This is a genomic window from Chryseolinea serpens, from assembly GCF_900129725.1.
Classification (GTDB): domain Bacteria; phylum Bacteroidota; class Bacteroidia; order Cytophagales; family Cyclobacteriaceae; genus Chryseolinea; species Chryseolinea serpens.
Genome location: NZ_FQWQ01000001.1, coordinates 2,932,325 through 2,957,275, shown reverse-complemented (window position 1 = coordinate 2,957,275; position 24,951 = coordinate 2,932,325). Strand labels below are relative to the sequence as shown.

Annotated in this window: 17 protein-coding genes and 1 riboswitch; of the genes, 12 read left to right on the top strand and 5 right to left on the bottom strand. The window is 52.5% G+C overall.

Features of this window, described 5'->3' with window-relative positions; genetic code table 11:
- Positions 1-5: 5 nt before the first annotated feature.
- Genes BUB30_RS11840 through BUB30_RS11830 form a run of 3 tightly spaced genes read left to right on the top strand, consistent with a single transcriptional unit; the run spans position 6 to position 2,174 of the window.
- Positions 6-545, top strand: a complete 540-nt coding sequence (locus BUB30_RS11840; RefSeq protein WP_073133881.1) for a DUF1599 domain-containing protein — start codon at positions 6-8, stop codon at positions 543-545.
- Positions 546-548: 3 nt separating this feature from the next.
- The gene (locus BUB30_RS11835) at positions 549-1,661 is read left to right on the top strand and encodes a BT_3928 family protein (RefSeq protein ID WP_073133879.1); all 1,113 of its coding nucleotides are present in this window, start codon (positions 549-551) and stop codon (positions 1,659-1,661) included.
- Between the two features lie 12 nt (positions 1,662-1,673).
- Positions 1,674-2,174 (top strand): shikimate kinase, encoded by a 501-nt coding sequence (locus tag BUB30_RS11830; RefSeq protein WP_073133877.1) that lies wholly within the window; start codon positions 1,674-1,676, stop codon positions 2,172-2,174.
- Here the strand turns inward: BUB30_RS11830 and BUB30_RS11825 are convergent.
- Together BUB30_RS11825 and BUB30_RS11820 are read right to left on the bottom strand one after the other, a co-directional pair.
- Positions 2,164-3,705, bottom strand: a complete 1,542-nt coding sequence (locus BUB30_RS11825; RefSeq protein WP_073133875.1) for a PorV/PorQ family protein — start codon at positions 3,703-3,705, stop codon at positions 2,164-2,166. The genes BUB30_RS11830 and BUB30_RS11825 overlap by 11 nt on opposite strands.
- 27 nt (positions 3,706-3,732) lie before the next feature.
- Positions 3,733-4,863 carry a hypothetical protein gene (locus tag BUB30_RS11820; protein WP_073133873.1) on the bottom strand — a complete coding sequence of 377 codons (1,131 nt, stop codon included), beginning with the start codon at positions 4,861-4,863 and terminating at the stop codon, positions 3,733-3,735.
- A 148-nt stretch (positions 4,864-5,011) separates the two neighbouring features.
- Here BUB30_RS11820 and proS point away from each other — a divergent pair, with 148 nt between their 5' ends.
- From proS to lspA, 4 genes are all read left to right on the top strand, one after another.
- Positions 5,012-6,490, top strand: a complete 1,479-nt coding sequence (gene proS / locus BUB30_RS11815) for a proline--tRNA ligase (RefSeq protein ID WP_073133870.1) — start codon at positions 5,012-5,014, stop codon at positions 6,488-6,490.
- A 98-nt stretch (positions 6,491-6,588) separates the two neighbouring features.
- Positions 6,589-7,056, top strand: a complete 468-nt coding sequence (locus BUB30_RS11810; protein ID WP_073133868.1) for an NfeD family protein — start codon at positions 6,589-6,591, stop codon at positions 7,054-7,056.
- A 13-nt stretch (positions 7,057-7,069) separates the two neighbouring features.
- Positions 7,070-8,065 carry a flotillin-like protein FloA gene (gene floA / locus BUB30_RS11805; RefSeq protein WP_073133866.1) on the top strand — a complete coding sequence of 332 codons (996 nt, stop codon included), beginning with the start codon at positions 7,070-7,072 and terminating at the stop codon, positions 8,063-8,065.
- Between the two features lie 198 nt (positions 8,066-8,263).
- Complete coding sequence (gene lspA, locus BUB30_RS11800; RefSeq protein WP_073135105.1) at positions 8,264-8,764, top strand: signal peptidase II; 501 nt, start codon at positions 8,264-8,266, stop codon at positions 8,762-8,764.
- A gap of 18 nt (positions 8,765-8,782) precedes the next feature.
- Here lspA and BUB30_RS11795 read toward each other — a convergent pair whose 3' ends face one another.
- Positions 8,783-10,687, bottom strand: a complete 1,905-nt coding sequence (locus tag BUB30_RS11795) for an adenylate/guanylate cyclase domain-containing protein (protein ID WP_073135103.1) — start codon at positions 10,685-10,687, stop codon at positions 8,783-8,785.
- 83 nt (positions 10,688-10,770) lie between these two features.
- Complete coding sequence (locus BUB30_RS11790) at positions 10,771-12,894, bottom strand: WG repeat-containing protein (RefSeq protein WP_073133864.1); 2,124 nt, start codon at positions 12,892-12,894, stop codon at positions 10,771-10,773.
- A 112-nt stretch (positions 12,895-13,006) separates the two neighbouring features.
- Between BUB30_RS11790 and BUB30_RS11785 the strand changes: the two genes are divergently transcribed.
- From BUB30_RS11785 to BUB30_RS11770, 4 genes are all read left to right on the top strand, one after another.
- Positions 13,007-14,383, top strand: a complete 1,377-nt coding sequence (locus BUB30_RS11785) for an MBL fold metallo-hydrolase (protein WP_073133862.1) — start codon at positions 13,007-13,009, stop codon at positions 14,381-14,383.
- Positions 14,384-14,554: 171 nt separating this feature from the next.
- The gene (locus tag BUB30_RS11780) at positions 14,555-17,989 is read left to right on the top strand and encodes a transglutaminase family protein (protein WP_073133860.1); all 3,435 of its coding nucleotides are present in this window, start codon (positions 14,555-14,557) and stop codon (positions 17,987-17,989) included.
- Between the two features lie 13 nt (positions 17,990-18,002).
- Complete coding sequence (locus BUB30_RS11775) at positions 18,003-20,564, top strand: circularly permuted type 2 ATP-grasp protein (RefSeq protein WP_073133858.1); 2,562 nt, start codon at positions 18,003-18,005, stop codon at positions 20,562-20,564.
- Positions 20,565-20,573: 9 nt separating this feature from the next.
- Entirely contained in the window at positions 20,574-21,452 is an 879-nt protein-coding gene (locus BUB30_RS11770) for a transglutaminase family protein (RefSeq protein ID WP_073133856.1), read from the top strand.
- Between the two features lie 88 nt (positions 21,453-21,540).
- Here the strand turns inward: BUB30_RS11770 and BUB30_RS11765 are convergent, their stop codons facing one another.
- A complete protein-coding gene (locus BUB30_RS11765; RefSeq protein WP_073133854.1) occupies positions 21,541-22,677 on the bottom strand; it encodes an ABC transporter substrate-binding protein in 1,137 nt (378 codons plus the stop codon).
- Between the two features lie 57 nt (positions 22,678-22,734).
- A riboswitch (cobalamin riboswitch) is annotated at positions 22,735-22,948 on the top strand.
- 94 nt (positions 22,949-23,042) lie between these two features.
- Between BUB30_RS11765 and BUB30_RS11760 the strand changes: the two genes are divergently transcribed.
- Positions 23,043-24,911: a TonB-dependent receptor domain-containing protein gene (locus BUB30_RS11760; protein WP_073133852.1), complete on the top strand. Its 1,869-nt coding sequence runs from the start codon at positions 23,043-23,045 to the stop codon at positions 24,909-24,911.
- Positions 24,912-24,951: the final 40 nt, after the last annotated feature.

The following is a 24,951-nucleotide window of genomic DNA, read 5'->3' as shown; positions in this document are numbered from 1 at the left end:
TTGCCTTGATTGAAAAAACAGCCCAGGAGTACAAAGAAATAATCGCCCGTTGCAAGGCTTTGTTCGACAAAAAGACCCGCGATTATGGCACGGCGTGGCGAATCCTTCGTTTACCGTCCATTACAGACCAGATCTTCATCAAGGCCCAACGCATCCGCAGCATCCAGGAAAAAGGCGTGCAAAAAGTGGACGACCCCATCAGCGACGAGTTCGTGGCCATTATCAACTATTGCATCATGGCCCTCATCCAGATGCAGCTCGCCGATTCTTCCTCCCTGGAAATGACCGTGGAAGAACTGGAGCCGCTCTATGACGGGGCCGTGAACGAAACGTTCAACCTGCTTCAAAACAAGAACCACGACTACGGCGAAGCCTGGCGCGATATGCGCGTCACGTCCATTACCGACATCATCCTCATGAAATTGTTGCGGGTGAAACAGATCGAAGACAACCAAGGAAAAACTTTAGTGAGCGAAGGGGTGAAGGCCAACTACCAGGACATGATCAACTACGCCGTGTTCGCCATGATATTATCGAAAGCATAACATATGATACAAAAAATCGCAGATCAGGCCAGCCGGTATTTCGTGGGGGCGCTTTTCATTTTTTCGGGGCTCATCAAGCTCAACGATCCCATCGGCACCGAGATCAAGATGGAAGAATATTTTGAAGTGTTCGCCGAAGATTTCGGGTCCTTCTTTTTATGGCTGAAGCCGTATGCGTTGGAGATCGGGCTCTTCCTCATCGTACTGGAGTTGGCCCTGGGTGTGGCCGTACTCCTTTATTACCGGATGAACCTTACTACAAAAGTGTTATTGGGACTGATGATCTTTTTCACCTTCCTCACGTTCTATTCGGCCTTTTTCAACAAAGTGACCGACTGCGGTTGCTTCGGCGATGCCATCAAGCTGACGCCCTGGCAATCGTTCAGCAAAGACGTCATCCTCATGGTGCCTGTGTTGCACTTGTTCTGGTATCGCAAGCGCTACAAACCCGTGTTGTATAGCAAGGAGGGGCACGCCGTAATCGGTGCCGTGGTGGTGATCTGTTTTGCGCTGGGCATTTACGCCATACGCCATCTCCCTTTCATCGATTTCAGAGCCTACAAAATAGGCAACAACATTCCACAACAAATGCAACCGCCGGAGCAGCCCATCTTTGAGTATACCTTTAAACAAAAGAAAGACGGCGCGCTGATCAAGTCCGCCAAATACCTGTCGGATACGCTGATCTATAAATATGAAAGCGTCGAGCAATTGAACGCCGACAAGACCCGGCCCAAGATCACCGACTATTCGGTTTCGGATGCCGACGGCAACGACATGACCCAGGAGACCTTCCAAGGCGCCAAGCTGTTTTTTATTATCTACGACGCCAATAAAGCCTCCACCAAAAACATCGAGAAGATCCGCCAGCTCATCAAGGATCTCGACGGCAAGGTGGACATGATGGTGCTCACGGCCACAGGCGCGGAGCAATTCGAAGCCTTCCGCCACGAACATCAATTGGCCGTGCCCTACTATTTCGCCGATGCCACGGTATTGAAAACCATTGTCCGCGCAAATCCGGGGATCACCCTGTGGGTAGACGGCACCGTGAAGGGCATGTGGCATGACAACGACACACCTGACGCTGCCGAGGTGATGGCACTGCTTCATTAATCCCAGATCAGCATGAAGATCTACCTCATCGGCATGCCCGGTTCGGGCAAAACCACGTTGGGCAGGCAACTGGCCGAAGAGCTGCTGTTGTTGTTTGTTGATCTGGACAAGGAAATCGAACGACAGGAAGGCAAATCGATCTCACAGATCTTTGCCGAACAGGGGGAGGACTATTTTCGCCAGGTAGAGTCGCGGCTGCTCACGGAGTGGGCTTCGTCCACAAAGGGGTTTGTGATGGCTACGGGCGGAGGAGCGCCTTGTTTTTATAACGGTATGGATACCATCCTCAAAACCGGGTTCAGTATTTTTTTGGATGTGCCGGTTTCCGAATTGCTGGCCCGCCTGGATCGCAAAACAGACCGTCCGCTACTTCATGCCGCCGACGCCGCCGAGCGACGTGAGAAGATCACCACAATGAGTCACGTCCGTCAACCCATCTATGCGACGGCTAACGTCACGATCCATAACGCTGATCTGCCGGCGCTGCTAAAAGCGATACATCTTAAAAATTGACGCCGAGGGTGACCAGACCCGTAACAATTTTGGTTTGTAACTCAACGATGGGCCCCGAGCCGTCGCTTATGAAATAAGGCGCGTAGAGACTGTTGCCCTTGCTTTGTACCCAGGCAAAATCGACGTGGAACTTTTCGAGCTTGATCCCAACGCCCGCACTGATGGTCTTGATGCTGTTGTCATAGTCGCTACCGCGATACGGATTGGCTTGAACACCATAGCCCGCGCGCAACCGGAATATCTTGTAGCGTCCTTCGAGACCTCCCCGGTAGTTCACCACCGATTTGTAGGTATCGTTGATGCCGAGGTTGGAGTCGGTAAAATCGATATAGGAATTGTAGGAGGAAGTATATTTTGCTTTTGAGTAATTCCGCATTTCTATGTCGCCTGTAATTAAACCATACTTGGAAATAAGGGCTAGCCCGGCGCTGAACTTGTGAGGAGCGCTAAGACTGTATTCTGAGATAACCTGGTCGGTAAACGAGCTTTCGTTGCCGAGCTTCTTGTTACCGTCTTGTCCGTTATAATTGGGTTTGTTTGAATAATAGTAGAAATCCTTCCAACTGGAGTTCATCGTGGCGTCGGAGGTTTCCGAGAGTTGATAGAATGTTGGCGAGGTATACGATATCCCGATTTGCATAAAGTCCACCGGCCGTACCGTGGCGCCGAAGGTTGCGTTGACGCCGGTTCCGGTGATCTTGAGATTTTCGTTCATGTCCCAGCCATTCACAAACTCATCGTCGGTAAAGGATTCTGAAAATGTCTTGGTTGTTTTGTAGCGGAGAGAGCTCACGCCAATGCTTGCACCAAAGAATAAGATGTCCTTGTAGTTCCCGCCGTATGAAAAATTCCACTGATTAATGATGCCGTCGTTCTGCACCGTTTCGCTTTGGTGGGGAAGCTTCTTCACATCCGTGAAATATTCGTCGTCGGGATAGTTCGCATCCAATAGGTAAGCGGGGCCGATCAGGTAATTAAAATAAGCCAATCCGGTTGGGCTGTTGTAGCGGTTATGGTTCGTGCTGCCGTTGGGGTCGAACTGATCGGTGGTGTAACCGTTGGCATCGTCGATAAAGCTCTGCAGTTTCGATGTGTTGGGGTTGCCATTGTAGGAGAAAGGCGCATTGAAGTCGTTGACGCGTGTCATGGTAATGGCAAAAGCGCCGCCCTGAAAGCCACTGTTGCCATGGCTCGGGATGTGCAGAACGAGGCTGAATCCCGGGACCACAAATTTGGACTTGGATTGGTCTTGCGAAACGCCGAAGTAGTGCGATTGATTGTTGTAGCTGGTAAATCCGGGTGTCAGGGTCACCTCCGAACGGTTGAACATGCCTAGCCCGGCCGGGTTGGACGCGGCCGAACTGTAGTCGCCGCCCAGCGCGATCTGGCTTCCACCCATGGCCTGGATGCGGGCGCTTCCACCGGGCGTTGTCTGGCTAAAGGTGAGCGCCGATTCCACGTAGCCTTGCGACCATGCTATGGAAATGGTGAACAATAGAATTCCCGTGAGGGCTGATATTTTCCTCCACATCGTCGTGCTTCGTTAAATGAAAATGAATTAGTCCCTGCCGCGTGATCTGCCGTTTGAGCCACTGCTGTGGAACGATCCGCCACCGGCCGTACCACCGCCGCCGCCACCGAATGAAGAACGGGAACCGCCGCCAAAGGAATCCGAACGACCGCCACTGTTATAGTGCGATTGGCCTGACGAACCACCCCAATCCGAACGGGAAGGGCTGGAGTACGTCTGTTGCATTTGTTGTTGCTGCTGTTGTTGACGGTAGCTGCGGTTATAGTAGTCTTCCTGACTCTGAATTCTGCCTTGCGTGGTCACCCGGCCGTTGGTAGTTCCGCCGTTCGAAGTAGATGGCGACACATAGTTCGGGCGTGTGCGGCCGTTCGTGGCTACGGTCGTCATGGAACCCACCCGGCCGCTGTTGCTGGTGGCACGGGGACCATAGGCGACGGAGCGTCCTTCGCCGGTACTGCCACCGTTGTTGATGACCACCACATTGCTGGGATATCCATAGTAACCACCATAATATCCACCATAACCATAAGAAGGACCCCAGAAGGAGCTATACGGGCTGTAGCCGTAGCCGCCATAGTAAGGGTTGCCATACGACAGGCTCATGCCAAAGCCGCTACCCCAACCGTAGTTCCAGTTGCTGCCCATATAGTAGCTATACGAGCTCGACCAGCCGGATTGATAGTAAGGATTCATCCAGGGATTTCCCCATTGGTCGTAATAGCTGCCATAGTAAGGGCTGTTCCACGAATAGATGGAGGGGCCGAAGTAGGTGGAGCTGTACCAGGGGTTGTTATAGGCGTTGTTGAAGTTGTTGTTCCAGCTGTTCAGCTTGGTGGCGTTGGCGTATTTGTAGTCGCTGATGAAATAGTCCTGCTCGTCGGCTTTCGCGGTTTGGGCGTTCGACCGGGCGGCATATTCGGGGTTCACGTTGCGGGCTGAATAGCTGTCGGTAGGATTGAGGGTCTCCTCATCCTGGTATTTTTGGGTTTTCTTGGCGCTGGCGGTGTAGGCCTGCTCGTCCGCCTTGGTCGTCTGGGCCTTCAGCTTCGCTCGGTCCTTGGCATTGAAATACATATCGTCGTTTTCGATGCCTTGTGCGAACGCTGTTCCGGCCAGAAGCGCGGCTGACAGACTGAGCATGATGACCTTGGTTTTCATATCCCTTCGTTTTTTTAACTCTTGTCCACTAAATAAACGTAAATACATCCTAAAAGTGCTTATAAAGCTACAAAATTTCACCTGTATTTGTTGTCGTGAAATTATATTTGCGGTCTATCTGGAATTTCAACAATAATTATACCAAGCAATGGGCAAAGAAATACCTACCCGTAGTGAAGACTACTCTTCGTGGTACAACGAATTAGTAAAAAAAGCTGACCTGGCCGAGCACTCCGACGTGCGCGGTTGTATGGTCATCAAACCCTATGGGTATAGCATTTGGGAGAAGATGCAGCAGGCGCTGGACAAAATGTTCAAGGATACCGGCCACGTGAATGCCTATTTCCCGCTTTTTGTGCCCAAAAGCATGTTTGAGGCCGAAGAGAAGAATGCCGAAGGCTTTGCCAAGGAGTGTGCCATCGTGACACACTACCGCCTGAAGAGCGATCCGAAAAACCCCGGCAAGCTCATGGTCGATCCCGATGCGAAGCTGGAAGAAGAACTGGTGGTCCGTCCCACCAGCGAGGCCATCATCTGGAGCACTTACAAGAAGTGGATCCAATCCTACCGCGACCTGCCCATCCTGGTGAACCAATGGGCCAACGTGGTGCGGTGGGAGATGCGCACACGCCTCTTTTTGCGTACCGCCGAGTTCCTGTGGCAGGAAGGGCACACCGCCCACGCCACGTCGAAAGAGGCGGTGGACGAAACGGTGCAAATGCTGAACGTCTATGCCGAGTTTGCGGAGCGTTTTATGGCGATGCCCGTCATCAAAGGAAGAAAGTCGGAAGGTGAACGTTTTCCCGGCGCCGTCGACACCTATTGCATCGAAGCGATGATGCAGGATGGCAAGGCGCTGCAGGCAGGCACGTCGCACTTCCTGGGACAGAATTTTGCGAACGCCTTCGATGTGAAGTTTGCCACCAAGGAAGGCAAGCTGGACCACGTTTGGGGAACTTCGTGGGGTGTGAGCACACGCCTGATGGGTGCTCTCATCATGGCCCACTCCGACGACGACGGGTTGGTGCTGCCACCCAAGCTGGCGCCCATCCACGTAGTGATCGTGCCCATCTTCCGCAACGAGGAAGAGTTGAGCAAAATCACCGTGGAAGTAGATAAAATGGCCAAGACCCTGCGCGATGCCGGCTACACCGTGAAATTCGACAACCGCGACACACAGAAACCGGGCTTTAAGTTTGCCGAATGGGAATTGAAAGGCGTGCCTGTACGTCTCGCCATCGGTCCCCGCGACCTGGAAAACGGCACCGTGGAAGTGGCGCGCCGCGATACCAAAACAAAAGAAGTGATGAAACTCACGGACGTGGCCACGGCCATACCGAAGTTGCTGGACGATATTCAGGAAAACATCTACAAAAAGGCGCACGCTTTCCGCGAAAGCATGATCACCCGCGTTGACACCTACGACGAGTTCAAAAAGGTGCTCGACGAAAAAGCGGGTTTTGTGCTGGCCCACTGGGATGGAACCCCAGAAACGGAAGCCGCCATCAAGGAAGAATCAAAGGCCACCATACGCTGTATTCCCCTGGATGCGCCCGAAGAAGCCGGCAAATGCATTTATTCCGGCAAACCTTCATCGCGTCGCGTGTTGTTTGCGCGGGCATATTGAGCGATTTTGAACGTGTCTTCCCGTCTAGCGGTTAATTTTTGCCGCAAAGACGGGAAGACATTTTGTTTATTTGTATTTTTGAATTTCCCCCTGCCTCTATGATGTGGATAATTGTTATAGCGCTCCTCTTAATAGGCATTGCGCTCCTCATTGCAGAGCTGATCTTTATTCCCGGCACCACGGTCGTCGGCTTGTTGGGTTTGATCTTCTCGATTGTCGGCGTCGTTATCAGTTATCAGCATTTTGGAAGCACGGTTGGATTCTACGTCCTCATGGTCACCATTGCCTCCCTGGTCGTTGCCGTTTTCTACAGTTTTCGCACCGGCGCATGGACACGCTTCTCACTAAAATCATCCATCGACAGCCGGGTAAATGAGGGTATCATGTCAACGGTGCACATAGGCGATGAAGGCGTCACGCTCTCCACCCTCCGGCCCATGGGGAAAGCGCAATTTCACGACAAGACTTTCGAGGTAAAAACCTCCGGCAATTATATCAATCAAGGCGAAAAGGTAAAGATCGTTCAGATCGAGTCACACCAAATTACAGTGGAAACTATCAACTAATCAATACATACTCATGGAAGCTGCGTCATTATTGATCCTGGTCTTTGGCGGGATCATTCTCTTTTTTGTGTTTCTTTATTTTGTTCCGGTCAACCTCTGGATCACGGCCCTGTTTTCGGGTGTGAAGGTTGGGTTGTTCGAACTTATCTTTATGCGCATCCGCAAAGTGCCGCCGCGCATTGTGGTGGACTCGCTCATTACGGCGACGAAGGCCGGTTTGAAAATTTCTTCCAACGAATTGGAAACCCACTACCTCGCTGGAGGAAATGTGCCCAATGTGATCCGTGCCCTCATTTCGGCCGATAAGGCCAACATCAGCCTGAGCTTTAAACAAGCTACCGCCATCGACCTGGCCGGCCGCGACGTGTTTCAAGCCGTTCAGATCTCGGTAAATCCCAAAGTGATCACCACCCCGAAGGTTGCGGCTGTAGCTTCGGATGGTATTCAGCTCATTGCCGTGGCCCGCGTTACGGTGCGTGCCAGCATTGCCCAGTTGGTGGGCGGTGCCGGTGAGGATACTATTTTGGCTCGTGTAGGTGAAGGTATCGTGTCGTCTATTGGTTCGGCGAAGTCGCACAAGGACGTGCTGGAAAGCCCTGATAAAATTTCGAAACTCGTGCTATCGCGCGGGCTGGACGCAGGAACTGCTTTTGAAATTCTCTCTATTGATATTGCTGACGTGGATGTTGGAGCTAACATCGGCGCAAAACTTCAAATTGACCAGGCGTCGGCCGACTTGAAAGTGGCAGAGGCGCGTGCGGAAGAGCGTCGTGCGATGGCCGTGGCGTTGGATCAGGAAATGAAAGCGAAAGCGCAGGAGGCACGTGCGAAGGTGATCGAGGCGGAGGCTGAAATTCCCAAGGCTATTGCTGCAGCGTTTGTGAATGGGAACCTCGGTATCATGGATTATTATAAAATGCAGAATGTGCAGGCGGATACGGAGATGCGTCAGGCGATTTCCGGGTCCGGAAAGGGAACGACGGGTTCGCCGAAGAAAGAGCAGCCGTAAAGGATTGAGCCGTGTTGTTGGCGGAATGCCAACAATGGTAATGGGATATTAACCGGGCCGCTTGAAAGGAATTTCGACACCGGTTTAGAGATTGCCGCGTCCTTGGGGATGCGGCAATTTTTTTTGGGTGATGGGGTGTTATTTTTTTCGAGGTAAAGTCTTTAAATTGAAATGGGTTGGTCGTTAAATGCATGCATTATGAAAGCGAAACGAATTTTTAATATCCTGTTAATCTTGGTCGTGCTCGTGTCGAATGTGGGGTGTGATCAGGTGTCGAAGGCGATTGCCAGGAATTCGTTGGGCGACCATCAGACGGTGAGTCTGGTGAATGATCACCTCAAACTCTTGAAAGTGGAGAACAAGGGAGCGTTTTTAAGTCTGGGGAGTGCTTTGCCAGTTTTTCTGAGGATCATTTTGTTAAATATCCTTCCGCTGGTCGTGCTTGGCTTGACGGGTTTTTATGTGTTCACAAGAACGAACCTTTCGCGCATGACTACCATTGGCACTTGTTTCGTTATCGGCGGAGGGCTTGGTAATATTTACGACCGTATGATCTATGGGTCGGTAACGGACTTTTTGCACATTGACTTTGTGATTTTTCAGACCGGCGTTTTCAACCTGGCCGATGTTTCCATCATGGTTGGGGCCTTTGTGATCGTGCTCGACGTTGTTCGTCAGCGCAAAATTGAAGTGGGATAACGCGGCGTTCGCATTATTTCATTTCAAGGCTTCGAGGCGGGGATCGCCCGCCAGTCCTTTGAACACGGGGTATTGTAAAAACAAATTCACCGGCACGGCCCGCTTCTCCACGCACTGGCTGATGTAATAGAAAACTTTATCCATGTTGCCAATCGCAAACCAAACGGCCACGAAATCTGCATCGAGCACTACGTCGGGTTCTTCGCGTTGGCGTTGTTCCATTTTGTGAATGCATTCCATCGCTTTTTCTGTTTGGCCTAATTTTGCATACGCATACCCGAGGCCCATGACACCTTTCAAGGGATGGTTTGTCAAACGATAGACTTCCTCAAAGAGATGGCAAGCTTCTTCCCAATCGCCTCTCATGCCCGTGGCCCAGGCTTTCAATTCCAGGTTCTGGCGGATGTGCGTATTCAGGTCCAGCAATTTATTTGCCTGGCGAATGGCGTCGTCGTAGCGCTCGGCAAACACGTACATATTTCCCAGTGCATGGTTGATGGCCGGCGATAGCGGATCGATCTTCACGGCGTCCTCCAGCGCTTTGACGGCTTGGGCTTTCTCGCCCATCAGCACATGATAGTAGCCCAGCAAGGGATAGGTCGCTGCCGCGCTGGGGTTGAGGTGAAGGGCTTTTTGCAATGCCTCATAGGTTTCTTTCCATTTCCATTCATAGAAAAGATAAGCACCTGCTTCGGCGATATAGATCTCGGCAATGGAACTGTCGAGTTGTAACGCTTTGCCGGCGTATTCGTGCACCAGCGCGAAAGCTTTGTGAGGCGTTAGCTGTCCGCTGGCGCCAAGTTGGCTGTAGGCCGTGGCGATCATGGCATAGGCTTGGGCATAGCCCGGCTCCAGTTGGATCGCTTCTTCAAAGCGTTCGATCGACTTGCGCAGATCGGCTGGGGTGGTCTTGTTGTAGAAATGAAGTCCTTGCAAGTAGGCCGTGTAGGCGGCTATATTTTGGGTGGGTGCCTTCGATGCCTGGCTCTCCCGTTGTGCGCGGATAAGGTTTTCGCGCAGCTTGTTCGCAATGATGCCGCTGATCTCGTCCTGCACCTCGAAGATGTCCGTGAGGTCGCGGTCGTAAGTTTCACTCCAGAGATGATAGCCGTCGGCGGCGTTGATCAATTGGGCGGTGATGCGCACGCGGCTGCCGGCTTTGCGCACGCTGCCTTCCAGCACTTTGTCGACGTTGAGCTTCACGGCGATGTCGCGGATGTCGTCGTTCTTGCCCTTGAAGGCATAGGCCGAGGTGCGCGACGTCACTTGCAGGCCGTCCACTTTGGTGAGGGCGTTGAGAAGTTCTTCGGTGATGCCATCGCTGAAATATTCGTTCTCCGGGTCGGCACTCATGTTCACGAACGGCAACACGGCGAGGCGGTTGGAGGGCCGCTTGGTCTTGCCGCGGATCTCGTCGCGCGATGGGATCACCAGACCGCCGCTGGCGATCGCGAAGATACGCACGGGTAGTTTCACATTCTTCAATTCGAAATAACCCAGTTCGTGGGAGGTGATGTTCTCCTGGTTGCGGATCTCGTCGTGCACTTTTTCAGAGATGAAAACGCTTCCCGGGACGGCAAGCGATTCCACACGCGAGGCGAGGTTCACGCCGTCGCCATAGATGGCTCCATCTTCGACGGTGACATCGCCGGTGTGAATGCCGATGCGGAGGTCCACCACAGGCGCTTCGCGAAGTTGTTGCTGGATCGTCACGGCGCATTGCACGGCGTTGATGGCGCTGGAAAAAATGCTGAGGGAGCCGTCGCCGTAGTATTGGATGATCTTTCCGTGATGGAGGTTCACGGCGCTTTCGAGAACGCTCTTCAGCCGGTGGCGTTTCTGCCGCGCCAATTGTTCGTTCTCCTGCATCAGGGCGGTGTAGCCCGCCATGTCGGCAAACATGATGGCTACCAGTTGACGCATATCGATTTTGTTTCGCAGTGATCCATGTGACAAACTACGGAAACAAAACGGAAAAGGTCCGTTACGGTTTGATTTTTTGAAGATTATAAGGGCACCGCCCGCCATTCGGATTTTTTCCGGGCGATGAAGGAATTGTTGTAGGGATCATAGACGATGTAGTCGTACATCAGCGGCACCGTGCTGATCCCTTGAAGGGTAATCACCCCATACAACCCGTCGCGCTCCACGATGACATAATTGTTGTTGAGGTCCTGCAGCGAATGGTATTTCGGATTGATGATGACACGGCCGGTGTTGTCGGCGAGACCCATGAGCTTGTCCTGGCGGATCAGCAGGTTGCCGTGGGGCAGGATGGTAACGGACTCATACCGTGGCGGCAAAATGACAATTCCTTTTATGTCGATAAGCCCTTGCAAGCCTTTTTGTTTCACGAGCGAAAATCCTTTTTGAAAAGGCGTCACCTCTTCGTACACGGGTTGAATGATGATTTTATCTTCGCGGCTGATGAATCCCCATTTGCCGCGGATCTTCACCGCCGCCAGCTGTTCGCTAAAGGCCTGGATGCCGTCATAGCGATTGGCAACACGCAACCTTCCCTGGGGATCCACAAAACCATATTGGCCATTCTTCTTGATGCCGCGGAGCCCCTCAGATTCCGGATACACTTTTTCGACGGCGCCTTCGGGTTGCACCTGGCGGTTCACGATCACCCCATTTAAATCCACTTCCCACGAGGTGCCGGACGGCAACCGCTCAACAATGCGCTGCTCGTTGATCTCCATCGGATTTTCAGAAAAATAGATCACGTTGTTGTCAAACGATTTGAGGTAGGTATTCTTGCCGGCGGTTTCCACATAGCGATCGGCGGAAACCAGTTTGAGTTTGGTTTGTCGTGGCGTCACCAGCCACTCTTCATGTTGATTGATGATGCCGTACTGGCTGTGAAATTTCACCACCAGGTTTTGATGCAGTTGTTGAAGTATGGAATCATACGTGCAGGCGATCACCTCTTTGCCCGAGGGATCGAGCGCTCCCCAATAATTGCGGACTACGACGGGGAACAATTGTCCGTTGAAGGGATGAATGCGTTCGTACGGCTTGGTGTGAATGGGCTTCCCCAACGAATCCAGCACGATCCAATTGTCTTTGCCGTTCTGCCGGGTGTTTGAAATGTAGTAGGGATAATTGACAACCAGGTTGTCATACTTCGCCTCGATCAGAATTTTTCCATCCTGACCGATGACGCCATATTTTTTTTCTTTTGTGAACAAGGCTTTGCCACGCACAAATTTGCCCAGGGAAGAAAAGTTGGAGGCAAAGAAAGGCTTGAGCGAATAATCTTCCAGTTGGATGAGACCGGCGGTGCACACTTTCAGCAAATTCTTTCCCAAGGCTATGATGGAATCGGCCTGAACTTTTTGTTGCAATTTGTTCTGCCCATCGAGGAACAACCACTCGTCGGTTTGCCGCGCCTTCACCGTGCCATCGTCCTCGAGGCGGATCTCACGATACGTCGGCTCCAACTTCACTTGCCCTTCGCGGTCGATAAGACCCTGCTGCATGCCCTGGTAGATGACGGCGTAATTCTTTTTGAAAAGGGAGAGGCTGTCGATGGTGAAGCCCGTCACTTGTTTTCCGCTTTCGGTGAAGAGCGCAGTCTTGTTGTCGAAATTCTCCACCGCATAGCGCAGGCTGCCGATGGAGCGGATGGCATAATATTGTTGGGGAATAATGGTCTTGTTCTCCAGGTCGATCAGGCCATAGCGATATTGATTGCCCACCTTGGTAAACACCACGGCGCGGATCCCCGACAGGGCAATGCCATCGTATTCGAAAGGAATGATTTCTTTGCCAGAGGATGCCATCAGGCAACCGGAGACAATGCGCAGCGAGATGGGAGATTTTTTGCGGGCGTAGACTAACGAAGCATCGGCAGGGAAGAGGTCTTCAAATTCGGCTTTGGTCACCAGGTGGTTTTCTAGCGAGATAAGCCCCCATTTCCCATCGAGTTTGTAGCCGGTAACAGCGGTAAGCGTCGAGAAATTTCCATCGCTCCAGCCCAGGGCCTCATAGCGCGCAGGGATCAGGATTTTGCCCTGTTCGTTGCGGAGACCTACTTTTCCGTTCTCTTCGAAGACACTAAGCCCATTGGCGGCGGCGAAAAATGTTGTCAGCACCAGCCAAAAAAAACAATACACACCCTTCATCTGCCGGTAAAGTTAGGGCCAGAAAATGAAATCAGGGGAATTTTCGTGAACTTTGTGCCCTGATTTAGGGTAGATAAACTTACATCGCCCATTCAACTTTTTATCGCGAAACATGTACATCGAACAGCTCTACACCAATTGCCTGGCCGAAGCCGCCTACTACATCGAATCCAATGGAGAAGCCGCCATTATCGACCCCCTGCGGGAGACCGAACCCTATGTGGAGCTGGCCGAAAGGAGAGGTGCCAAGATCAAATATGTTTTCGAGACCCATTTTCACGCCGATTTTGTGTCGGGTCACATCGACCTGTCGCGCAAAGTAAAGGCCCCCATCATCTACGGCCCCGGCGCCGACACGGACTATGAAGTGTACAATGCCAAAGACGGCGAGGAATTTCTCCTGGGCGAGGTAAAAATCCGCGTACTGCACACGCCAGGGCACACCCCGGAGTCATCCTGCTATTTGCTTCTTGATAAAAACGGTAAGGAATATGCCCTCTTCAGCGGCGACACGCTATTTGTCGGCGATGTGGGCCGCCCCGATTTGCTGGACGGTGTGATGAGCCAGGAAGAGTTGGCCAGCCTCATGTATGATTCGCTTACGCGGAAAATAAAGACCTTACCCGACAGCGTCATGGTATATCCGGCGCACGGACCCGGTTCGGCATGTGGAAAGAATATCGGCAAGGAAACCTTTTCCACCATTGGCGAACAAAAGAAATTCAACTACGCGCTACAGGACATGTCCCGCGAGGCTTTCATTTCGAAAGTGACCGAGGGTATCTTGCCGCCCCCCCAATATTTCTTCGAAGACGCCCGCATCAACAAAAGCGGCTACGATCCCATCGAAGACGTGATTGCGGGCAACACCACACCCCTTTCACAGCAAGCCCTCGAGAAAGCCGTCGCCGCTGGTGCCATCTTGCTCGACACCCGCCCCGCCGACATTTTTGAAAAAGGATTTATCCCCGGTGCCATCAACATCGGTCTCAATGGCCAGTTTGCCGTGTGGGTGGGGACGCTCATAGACATTCGCAAAGACCTTGTGTTGATCACCGAACCCGGAAAAGAAAGCGAAACCGTGTTGCGCCTGGCCCGGGTAGGCTACGAAAAAGTAGCGGGCTATCTCGATGGTGGCATCACCACCTACAATGGCACGCTCGACAAAGTACATTCCATCACCGCCGACGCCGTGGAGCATGAAGTGCACCAGGGCGCCCAGGTCCTCGATGTACGCAAACACGGCGAATGGGATGTCAGCCACCTCAAAGGTGCAACCTTCCTGCCGCTCGGGGATTTCCCGGCGATCACAACGACGCTGGATAAACACAAACCTTACATCGTGCATTGCGGTGGAGGCTATCGTTCCATGACCGCCATCTCGCTGATGAAGACCTATGGCTTCACCGACCTGATCAATGTCTACGGTGGTTTTGGCGCCATGCAGCAAGCCGGCCTCAAGATCGTGACCGAAGCCATCGAGGCATAGCGCCGCCCTTCGTCTTTACCATCTTTGGTCTCACGTCGGTGGGCCCGCCGGAACGTATTGAACACAATCGTTTGAAAAGAAGATCGTTTGGAAAGGCCTAAACAATCGCCGTCCACACCATGCATCTGGTTTTAAAATGAAGTATTATTAACAATAATTCACTTCATTTTTATGTCCATCAAAGTTGCTATCCGGCACCAGACCTCCTATCAATACGATCGCCCGGTAAACCTCTCGCCGCACACGTTCCGTTTGCGTCCCGCAGCCCATTGCCGCACACCCATCCTATCGTATTCGCTGAAGGTGAAACCCGGCAATCATTTCATCAACTGGCAACAGGATCCGTTTGGTAATTTTCTCGCGCGTGTGGTGTTCCCTGAAAAGACCACTGCGCTGGAATTTGAAGTGGAGGTGATCGCCGAGATCATCGTGATCAATCCTTTTGATTTTTTTATTGAAAGTTATGCGGAGGAATTCCCCTTCGTGTATACCACACAGCTGAAGAAAGAATTGCTTCCTTATTTCGAAGTCGCAGAGACCGGCCCTGCTTTTTCGCAGTGGCTAAAAAAAGTGGACCCGACCGCGAGAAAGATGCGCACCATCGACGTGCTGGTCAGCCTGAACCAGGCGGTGCAGCAACATGTGAGCTACACCATCCGCTTCGAACCCGGTGTGCAGACGTGCGAACAAACGCTGATGTTGAAAAGTGGCTCGTGCCGCGACTCCGCGTGGCTGCTCGTGCAAGCCTTTCGCCAGTTGGGTCTGGCCGCTCGTTTTGTGTCGGGCTATCTCATTCAATTGAAGGCCGACACGAAAGCCTTGGATGGACCTTCCGGCACGGAACATGATTTTACAGACCTGCATGCCTGGGCCGAAGTTTACATTCCCGGCGCAGGTTGGATCGGGCTTGATCCAACGTCTGGTCTATTTGCCGGAGAAGGACACATTCCCCTGTGCTGTACGCCCGACCCTGTGAGTGCTGCGCCCGTGACGGGCATGACCGATGTTTGTGAAGTTACCTTCGCCTACAAAAACGAAGTCTTTCGCATACACGAAGATCCGCGTGTCACCCAACCCTACAGCGAGGAACAATGGGCCAACATCATGGCACTGGGCAATAAAGTGGAGGAGGACCTCCAACGCGGTGACGTGCGCCTGACGATGGGTGGCGAACCTACCTTTGTTTCTGTGGACGACATGGAAGCAAAAGAATGGAACACGGCCGCCGACGGTGCCCACAAAAGAGCGTTGGGCGCGCAACTGATCCGGCGCTTGAAGAACACTTTTGGAAAAGGCGGCCTGGTGCACTACGGTCAGGGAAAGTGGTATCCCGGCGAACCCCTGCCGCGCTGGCAATACACTGCGCTGTGGCGAAACGATGGCCTGCCCATCTGGAAGAATGATGCGTTGCTGGACCTGGAGGACAACGCTTCTTCATTTACGATCAAGGATGTGCAGAACCTGGCCGTTGAGATCACCCGCTTTCTGAATATCCCCGCCGAGCATGTTCATCCGGCTTTGGAAGATGCATTCTTTTTTCTTTGGGAAGAAAGTAAGGTGCCGGTGAACGTTGATCCGTATAAGGCTAACCTGGACGATCCGCTGGAGCGGAGAAAGCTGGCGGAGTTGCTGGTCAACGGCATGGCGACGCCGGCCGGATATGTTATTCCACTCGAATGGAATCATTGGAACAATCAGTGGCTTTCTTGCAAATGGGAATTCAGAAGCAATCACCTGGTGCTCATTCCGGGAAATTCACCCATTGGTCTGCGCTTGCCGCTCAAGTCGTTACTCTACACCAGTCCCAAGCGAACACAGCGTCCGGTGGAGCGCAGCACGTTCGAGAGTTTGCCGGCACTGGCAAATTTTCACCAGCACGTTCAACATCGTTACTTCTACGAAATAGAACCGGGCGTACTCCCGAAGGAATTTTTTGCTACCACGGTTTTGGATGAAGAAGAGCCGAAAGACCTGAAGGAGAAATTGGAGAAAAAAGAAGTGTCAAAAGAACCCGAGACCACTTTCGACGGCTATACGGTGAAGACGGCGTTGTGTATCGAACTGCGGGACGGAAAGATTTACTTCTTCATGCCCCCGCTGCAATATGCTGAACACTACATGGACCTGCTAGCGTCCATTGAGGCCGCAACAGAAAAGTTAAACCTCAAAGTGGTGATCGAAGGCTACGAATGTCCGCGCGACAACCGCTTGACGAAACTGGGACTTTCACCTGACCCCGGTGTGCTGGAGGTGAACATTCATCCTGCGAAGAACTGGAGAGAGCTGGTTAACCATTACGATATTCTTTTTGAGGAAGCGCGTCTCAGCCGCCTGAGCAGCGAGAAGTTCATGCTGGATGGAAAACATACCGGAACGGGCGGTGGCAATCACATTACCATTGGCGGCATCACGCCATCGGATAGCCCGTTGCTGCGACGGCCCGATCTGTTGAGAAGTCTCATCACGTATTGGCAACATCACCCCGGCTTATCTTATTTATTTTCCTCTCAATTTATTGGCCCTACCAGCCAGGCACCACGTGTCGACGAGGGACGGCAGGAAATGTTATACGAGTTGGAGATTGCCTTCAGCCAGATTCCCGAACAAGGCGACGTGCCGTTCTGGTTGGTCGATCGGATCTTCCGGAACTTGCTGATCGATATCACCGGCAACACACATCGCGCAGAATTCTGCATCGACAAACTTTATTCCCCCGACAGCTCCACCGGCCGTCTCGGCATCCTGGAGTTTCGCGCCTTCGACATGCCGCCCAACAAACAGATGTGCATCGTGCAGTTGTTGTTGTTGCGAAGCCTCGTGGCCTGGTTTTGGAAGACGCCCTACAAGCGCAAGCTCGTACGTTGGGGGACGGCATTGTACGACACGTTTATGTTGCCGCATTATGTGCAACAAGATCTGGCGGAAGTAACACGCGATCTGGCAGAAGCGGGCTATCCGTTCGACCTTGCGTGGTTGGATACGTTTTTTGAATTCCGTTTTCCTCTACACGGAAAAATTACCTTACTGGACATGGAGCTGCAGTTGCGCATGGGCATAGAGCCATGGCATGTATTGGGCGAAGAAGCTGTCAGCGGCGGCACAGCGCGATTTGTGGACTCTTCTGTGGAAAGGATCGAAGTCAAAGTAAAAAACTTCAACAAAGACCGCTACATGATCACTTGCAACGGCACACCCGTACCGTTGTCGGAGACACCTGTAAAGGGCGAGTTTGTTGCCGGCGTGCGCTACCGTGCCTGGAGCCCGCCATCGGCTTTGCACCCTACGCTGGGAAAAGATGTGCCTTTGGTGTTTGACATCGTGGACACCTGGAACAACCGGGCGATTGGAGGATGCACCTATCATGTGGCGCATCCCGGTGGAAGAAATTACGACACGTTTCCCATCAACGCATTTGAAGCCGAGGGGAGAAGGATCAGTCGTTTTTGGAGCGAGGGTCATACGCAAGGGCCGGTCACACCCCGCGAAACGTTCGTGGCGGGCGTCGGTCGATATTTGGAAAAGAACGAGATTCCAAGGAAATTTGACCCGCCTGCAATAAAAGTAAGCCCCGAGTATCCACATACACTAGATTTACGGCAATTCTGACGCCCTTCACCGAATGGAAAGCACCAACCCCAACACCCCGCTGCAAACCTGGACGCGAGGCTACTTTGCAAACCGCACACAGCTGGATGAGTGCTTCGGATTTGAGGGTGAAGTAAAAGAACATTGGAAAAGATTGCTCCACAACATCGAGCAACTCGATCTACAGGAATTGAAAAGCCGCCAGCAGGAATTGCTAAAACTCCTCAAAGAGAACGGCGTTACCTACAACGTCTATGGCGACACCGATGGCCTGAACCGTCCCTGGTTGCTCGACACCATGCCCCTGCTCATCCCGGCTGCGGAGTGGCGGATCACCGAGCGCGGCATGAAGCAACGCGCCTATGTGCTCAACAAAGTGTTGGAGGATTTATATGGCGAACGCAAGTTGTTGAAAGAACGGATCATTCCCCCCGAACTCATCTATGCGCACTCCGGTTTTCTCCGACCCTGCGATAAAATAAAATTACCCGGTGCCAACCAATTGATCCTTTATGCGGCCGATCTGTCGCGCGGCCCGGATGGAAAAGTGTGGGTGTTGAAAGACAGAACGCAAGCCCCTTCGGGCATGGGCTATGCGTTGGAGAATCGAAGTGCCTTGAACCGTGTGGTCCCGGAACTTTTCCGCAACCATCAAACGACCAAGCTGGGAGGCTTCTTCAACAATATGATGCAAGCCTTCCTCGACATTGCCCCGCAAGGCAAGGAGCAACCCCGCATCGTACTGCTCACACCAGGCCCGCGCAACGAGACCTATTTCGAACATGCCTTCCTGGCATCTTACATGGGCTTCACGTTGGCGCAAGGTGAAGACCTGGTGGTGAGAAATGGATTTGTCTGGATAAAAACGGTGGAGGGCTTGGAGAAAGTAGACATCATTCTCCGTCGTGTCGACGATAACTATTGCGATCCGCTGGAGCTCCGCGAGGACTCGCACCTGGGTATTCCCGGTCTGCTGGAAGCCATCCGCAAAGGCAATGTGTCGATAGCCAACCCGTTGGGAAGCAGCATCCTGGAGAACACGGGATTGATGGCCTTCATGCACAACGTGTTCAAATATTTTCTAAACGAAGATCCCGTTTTCAAAATGGTGGCCACCTGGTGGTGTGGGCAACCCAAGGAAATGGGCTTTGTGATCGACAACATCGACAAGCTCGTCATCAAAAAAATAGATCGCACAACCGGCTCGGGAACGGTCATTGGCAGCCAGCTTTCAAAACAACAAAAAGACGATTTGATCCGGCGCATGAAAGCCCAGCCGTATTTATATGTGGGCCAGGAGGAAGTTGGGTTTTCGACCTCACCGGTTTTTACAAAAGGCAAATTGGAACCGCGCTACACCGTGCTGCGCACCTTCCTGGTGGCGGCCAAAGGCGGCTATGACATCATGCCCGGAGGCCTCACCCGTTGTTCGCCCGAGAAGGGAAGTTTCCTGGTGTCGAACCAGGATGGTGGCATTGCCAAGGATACCTGGGTGGAAACTTCGGTGAAGAGCAACACGCCGTCGTTGTTGCATCATTCTGATCTGAAGCGGAAAGCTGTTTTACCCAGTCGCGCGGCAGAGAATCTTTTTTGGGTTGGACGCTATGCACAGCGGGTGGTTCGTACGTCGCGGTTCATTCGTATCGTTCTGCGCAACCTGGGTCAAAGCGGCAGCGCCAGCAATGGTCAGGAGTCCGAAGCGCAGAATGCGTTGCTGCATACCATCACGCACATCACCGGCACCTACCCCGGCTTCCTGGAAGAAGACGAGGCGGCCACGGTGGAGGACCGGCTCAACGATATCCACAAACTGATCTGTGATCAAAACCAGCACGGCAGCATCGTGTTTACGGTGAACAATTTGTTGAAAGCTATGTACGCCGTGCGCGATCGCTGGTCCATCGACAACTGGCGCATCATCGACGACATGGAAGATACCAAGCGCAAGCTGGCCGTGCTGGAGCCACAGGGCATACGGCACGTGTTCACTTTTCTGGATCAACTAAACGGTAGCCTGCTGTCATTTCTGGAAATGAACCGTCAGAGCATGTACCGCGGCGAAGGTTGGTTGATGTATCGCATCGGCCAGCTCATCGAGGAGATCTCGTTGGAGCTCACCCAATACCGGGCGTTGCTCACGTTCCAATATGAGGAGCACATCGAGTTCCAGATCCTGGAAGCACTGCTGGTGAGCAATCAGAATCTGTCGAACTACAGGTCGGTGTATCGCACCTATTTCGATATTGCGCCCGCCATAGACTTGTTGTTCCTGAATAAACAGAACCCCATCTCTATCCTGTCGCAGTTGGAGCAACTGCTGAAATTCGTGGAGCAGCTTCCACAAAAAGAGAAGGGCGCCCACGACAGCGAGATCTCCAACATCGTGTTCGAGTGTTATAGTCTGGTGCGACTCATCAACGTGGAAGCGCTGATGGCCGTGGACAAAGAATTGGAATTCAGATTAGAGTTGGATCGTGTGTGCGAAGTGCTCAGCTCGAAAATATCGTTGCTGTCGGTGAAGCTCACGGCCTGGTATTTCAGTCACTCCACCTATCAATATCAAGGTACAAAAGATAATTTTAAACTGGAAGTATAAAACTGGCGTATGCGATACAAAATAAAACACGTCACCGAATATACTTACCAGGACCCGGTCAGTCTCTGTCACAACCGCGTTTGCCTCACGCCATTGAATCTTCCTCAACATACCTGCATCTCTTCGCAAATAAAAATCCAGCCCCCGCCGGACGACCTCACGTATCGCAAAGATTTTTTTGGCAACACCGTCTTGTTCTTTTCTTCCTATACCGACCACGATCACCTGGAGATCGTCTCCGAAAGCGAAGTAAATCTCGAGGGCCGGCCCAACGCCGACCACGCGCTGGACTCGCCCGTGTTGTGGAAGGAGATGCAACAACGCCTCGCCTCCCAGGACGACGAATTGTTTGAGATCATTCAATACACGTTGCCATCGACGTACATTCCTTACAGCGAAGAGATAAAGAAATTTTCAGAAGATTGTTTTGCGGAAGATGCCACGCTGTGGTCGGCCTGCCACGCACTGATGCAGAAAATTTATAAGAACATCGAGTTCAAGCCCGGGTTCACCACCATCAACACACCGGTGGAATTTGTAGTGAAAGCAAAGAAAGGTGTATGCCAGGACTTCGCCCACCTGATGATCAGCTGCCTGCGCAACATGGGACTCGCTGCGCGCTATGTCAGTGGCTATATCGAGACGCTGCCGCCACCCGGCAAAGAAAAACTGGTGGGCTCTGATGCATCGCACGCCTGGGTGTCGGTTTATTTTCCTTCCATCGGTTGGGTGGAGTTTGATCCCACAAACAACTTGTTGCCAACCTACAATCACATCACCGTAGCCTTTGGCCGCGACTATCACGACGTGGCCCCCATAAAAGGTATTGTCTTCAGCTCAGGCAAACAAAATCTGACCGTAAAGGTAGACGTGACACGCCTGGATTAAGGACGCAAGCGAAATCACCTTTGTGCTGACTTTGCCTGCCCGCCGAAGCTTCAGCGAAGCAGGCGTCTCGGCGCCTCTAAGATTCATCCTATTCCAACGCCCGGTAAAAAAACAACGCATACCATGGCTGCAGCTCCGGATGCGCGATCTTCACCAGGTCCTGCAAAATGATGTCCGGCCGTAAATAGCCCAACTCCAGGTACTCACTCCCTCCCTTTGCGCCTTTTCGCGCATCATAGTTATAGACCTTCTTTTGAACAAAAGACTTGAACTTCGCATACCGCCGGTCGGCTGCCGCGATCTCGCGAAGCGAAGTGTAGCTGCCCAACCCAATCCAAAGATCAGCATCATACGCCTTTTCATACACCGACTCAAAGCTCAACTGAAGCCACCCGCTGGAGGGATCGTCCTTCCACAAATAGTTACACCCCGCGTCGTTTAAGATCGTGGAAGCATAATTTTTTCCTCCCGGAAGAAACCAGGCGTCGCTATACACCACACCACTCAACACGGTAGGCCGCGACTTCGCGCTGTCGGCCATGGCCTTTGTGTCGAGATAGCTTTTCTCGATCGATCGAAACACGGAGTCGGCAAGCTTCTCCTTATTAAAGAACAGCGCCATAAATTTGATCCACTCCGCGCGCCCCAGGGGATGTCGCTCCAGGTACTCCGCATTCAACACCACTGGTACACCCAGCTCTTCCATTTTTTTAAACTGACCGTAGTCCGAATTCATGCTGTAACCCATCACCATGTCGGGCTTCAAGACAGCCAGGCGTTCCAAATTCATGCCTTGATCAACACCCAGCTCCTGTATTTTTCCGGCGTCGATCCGCTGTCGCATTTTTTCAGAGCTGATGTAGTCGGTGGTGGGAAAGCCCGTCAGCTTGTCGCTTTCATTTAGATAGTCGAGCAACGGAATATGCGTCGTAGCGGTGCATACGATCGATTGCAAGGGGATGCGGATCACTTTCTCATCGTCGGCATGCGCCGGGATGTTCTCATCGCGGGGCACGAGCAAATATTTGTAGCCCGACGTGGCGCCTTGGAACGGCTGTGTAACCTCGACATGCTTCACATTACCTTCATAACGAACCGTGAAGCCTTCAGCATAAAGCAGCGCCGTGGCCGAAGACGTGCTGGCGGGAGGAGGTGGCGCTTCTGTTTTGCGGGTTGAACAAGCAGCCAGTAGAAGAAAAGGGAGGAAGATGAAAGTCGATCGCATGCCGCAAAGATAGGAGAGGAAAGGAGAGGTTCTTTGGTTTTACAGAATTGCATAGTATGTTTGTCTCGGATTCACGGTTCTCCTGCTGCACCAGCGTCAGGAGATTAAAAGGGAATACCGGTACGACCCAAGTCAATTCCGGAGCTGTCCCCGCAACTGTAATTCACATAGTTATCGCTGACTCTCTAGTAGCCACTGTTCGCCCGCCGGCGGATGGGAAGGCGTCAGCGATGTGAAAAGCCAGGAGACCTGCCATCAATCCTTACAAACTTTAATTTTTGACTTTCGGGTGAAAGGTCAGGAGTGTTCGAAAGCCCTTGCTTCCGGCTCTGTCTGGTTTTGCATCCGTCGCAATGAAACGCGCTATGCTTTTGCGATTGGGTATTTTTTTGGGATGTATCAGCCTCGGCTTCTTTGCGAAAGCCCAGAGCGACTCCGTTGTGCTGAAGTCCGTAACGGTCTACGGCCTCCCCGACGAAAAATACCTGGCCGGTGGTCAGTTCTATGCCCTCGACTCGGCCTTGCAATCACAGCAAGCATCGCGTCACCTGGGAGAAATACTGGCATTTCAATTCCCCGTCTATTTTAGAAACTATGGCAACGGCATGTTGTCGGGCATCAGCATGCGCGGCACATCGCCATCGCACGTGGCCGTGCGATGGAATGGTATCAACATCAACAGCTTCTCGCTTGGCCAGGCCGACTTCTCCATCTTGCCCACGATCGCCTTCGACGATGTGAAAGTGCATGCCGGTGGGGGAAGCGCACGCTTTGGAAGTGGAGCCTTCGGCGGCTCGGTGTTGCTGTCGTCCGCGGGAACGACAACGAATATTTTATCCGTCAGCCAGGAGGTGGGAAGCTTTGGTCGGTACTTCAGTTCGCTGAAAGGATCGTTCCGCGTTGGAAAATTTTCTTCCTCATCGTCGCTCTATCGCGTGCAGGCCAAGAACGACTTCCCCATTCCCGGGTATGGCGAGCGACAGCCCCATGCCGCCTATTGGCAACAAGGCTTCGTACAGCATGCGCAGTATTCTTTTTCCAACGCCCGTCGCGTCACCATCGATTATTGGTTCAACGATTCCCACAAAGAAATTCAGCCCACCATCGGCAACCACAACAGCACCGACGAGCAGGATGACCGCAATCATCGCCTCAGTGTTTTTTATGAACAGAATACGACCCAGGGGCTGTCGAAGGTCGGCGGTGGTTTTGTTGACGACAAGATCATTTTCAATGGCACCCTGAGTGAGATGGTACGTTGGATTGCTTCCGCCAGCCATCAATACACCTTTAAAAATCAATGGAACATCTCTGGCAGCGCGGAGTGGAATCACATCATCGGCAAGGTAAAAGAATATGGGCCCACGTCTCCCGAGGAAGATCGTGTGGATGTGGCCGCTGCCATTCAAAAGACATTTAAGAAAGTGTCGGCGTCATTCAATGTAAGACAGCCTTTCATTACGCACGTCACCGCCCCGTTGTTGCCCTACATCGGCGCCGATGTGGTGTTGTTCGAGAATGCTGCCCAGCAATGGCTGCTGAGTGTGAACGGCTCAAAAAATTTCCGCGCACCCACCTTCAACGACCGCTATTGGCAGGAAGCCGGCAGTCGCGACCTCCTGCCCGAAACCAGCTACGCCGCCGAGGCTGGACTGGGATGGCGCTATCACAACGTGAAGGTCAATGCCCGCGGATTTTATCAACACATCGATCAATGGATCCAATGGATCCCGATGGAGCAAGGCATCTACCGTCCCCGCAACGTGAAGCAAGTACGGACCGACGGCATCGAGGCTGGCATCGAAGACCAGGCCAACATCGGAAGGGTGATGCTCCACGCCAAGCTGTCCTATCAATTCACGCAGGCGATTACGCTGGAGACCGACGACACCGATGCGGCCTCCGTGGGCAAGCAACTGATCTATACGCCCCTCCACACCGGTTCGGGTACAGTGAGCGTCGTTTATAAAACCTGGTCGGCTAATGTGTATTTGCAGTACTCCGGCAAGCGCTACACGGAGTCATCCAATTCATCGGTGTATGCCCTCGATCCTTTTGTGTTGACCGATTTGTCGCTCAACAAATCGTGGACACAGAACCAACATGATTTCATACTCTCTTTCCAGGTAAAAAACCTGTTCGATAAAACCTATCAGCTCTATGCCGGCCGGGCCATGCCGGGCCGCAACTTTAACTTGAAAATTTCCTATCACTTAAATCGTAAGAAACAATGAACATGCAGTACAAAACGGATCCGTCCGAAACCCCCTCTTT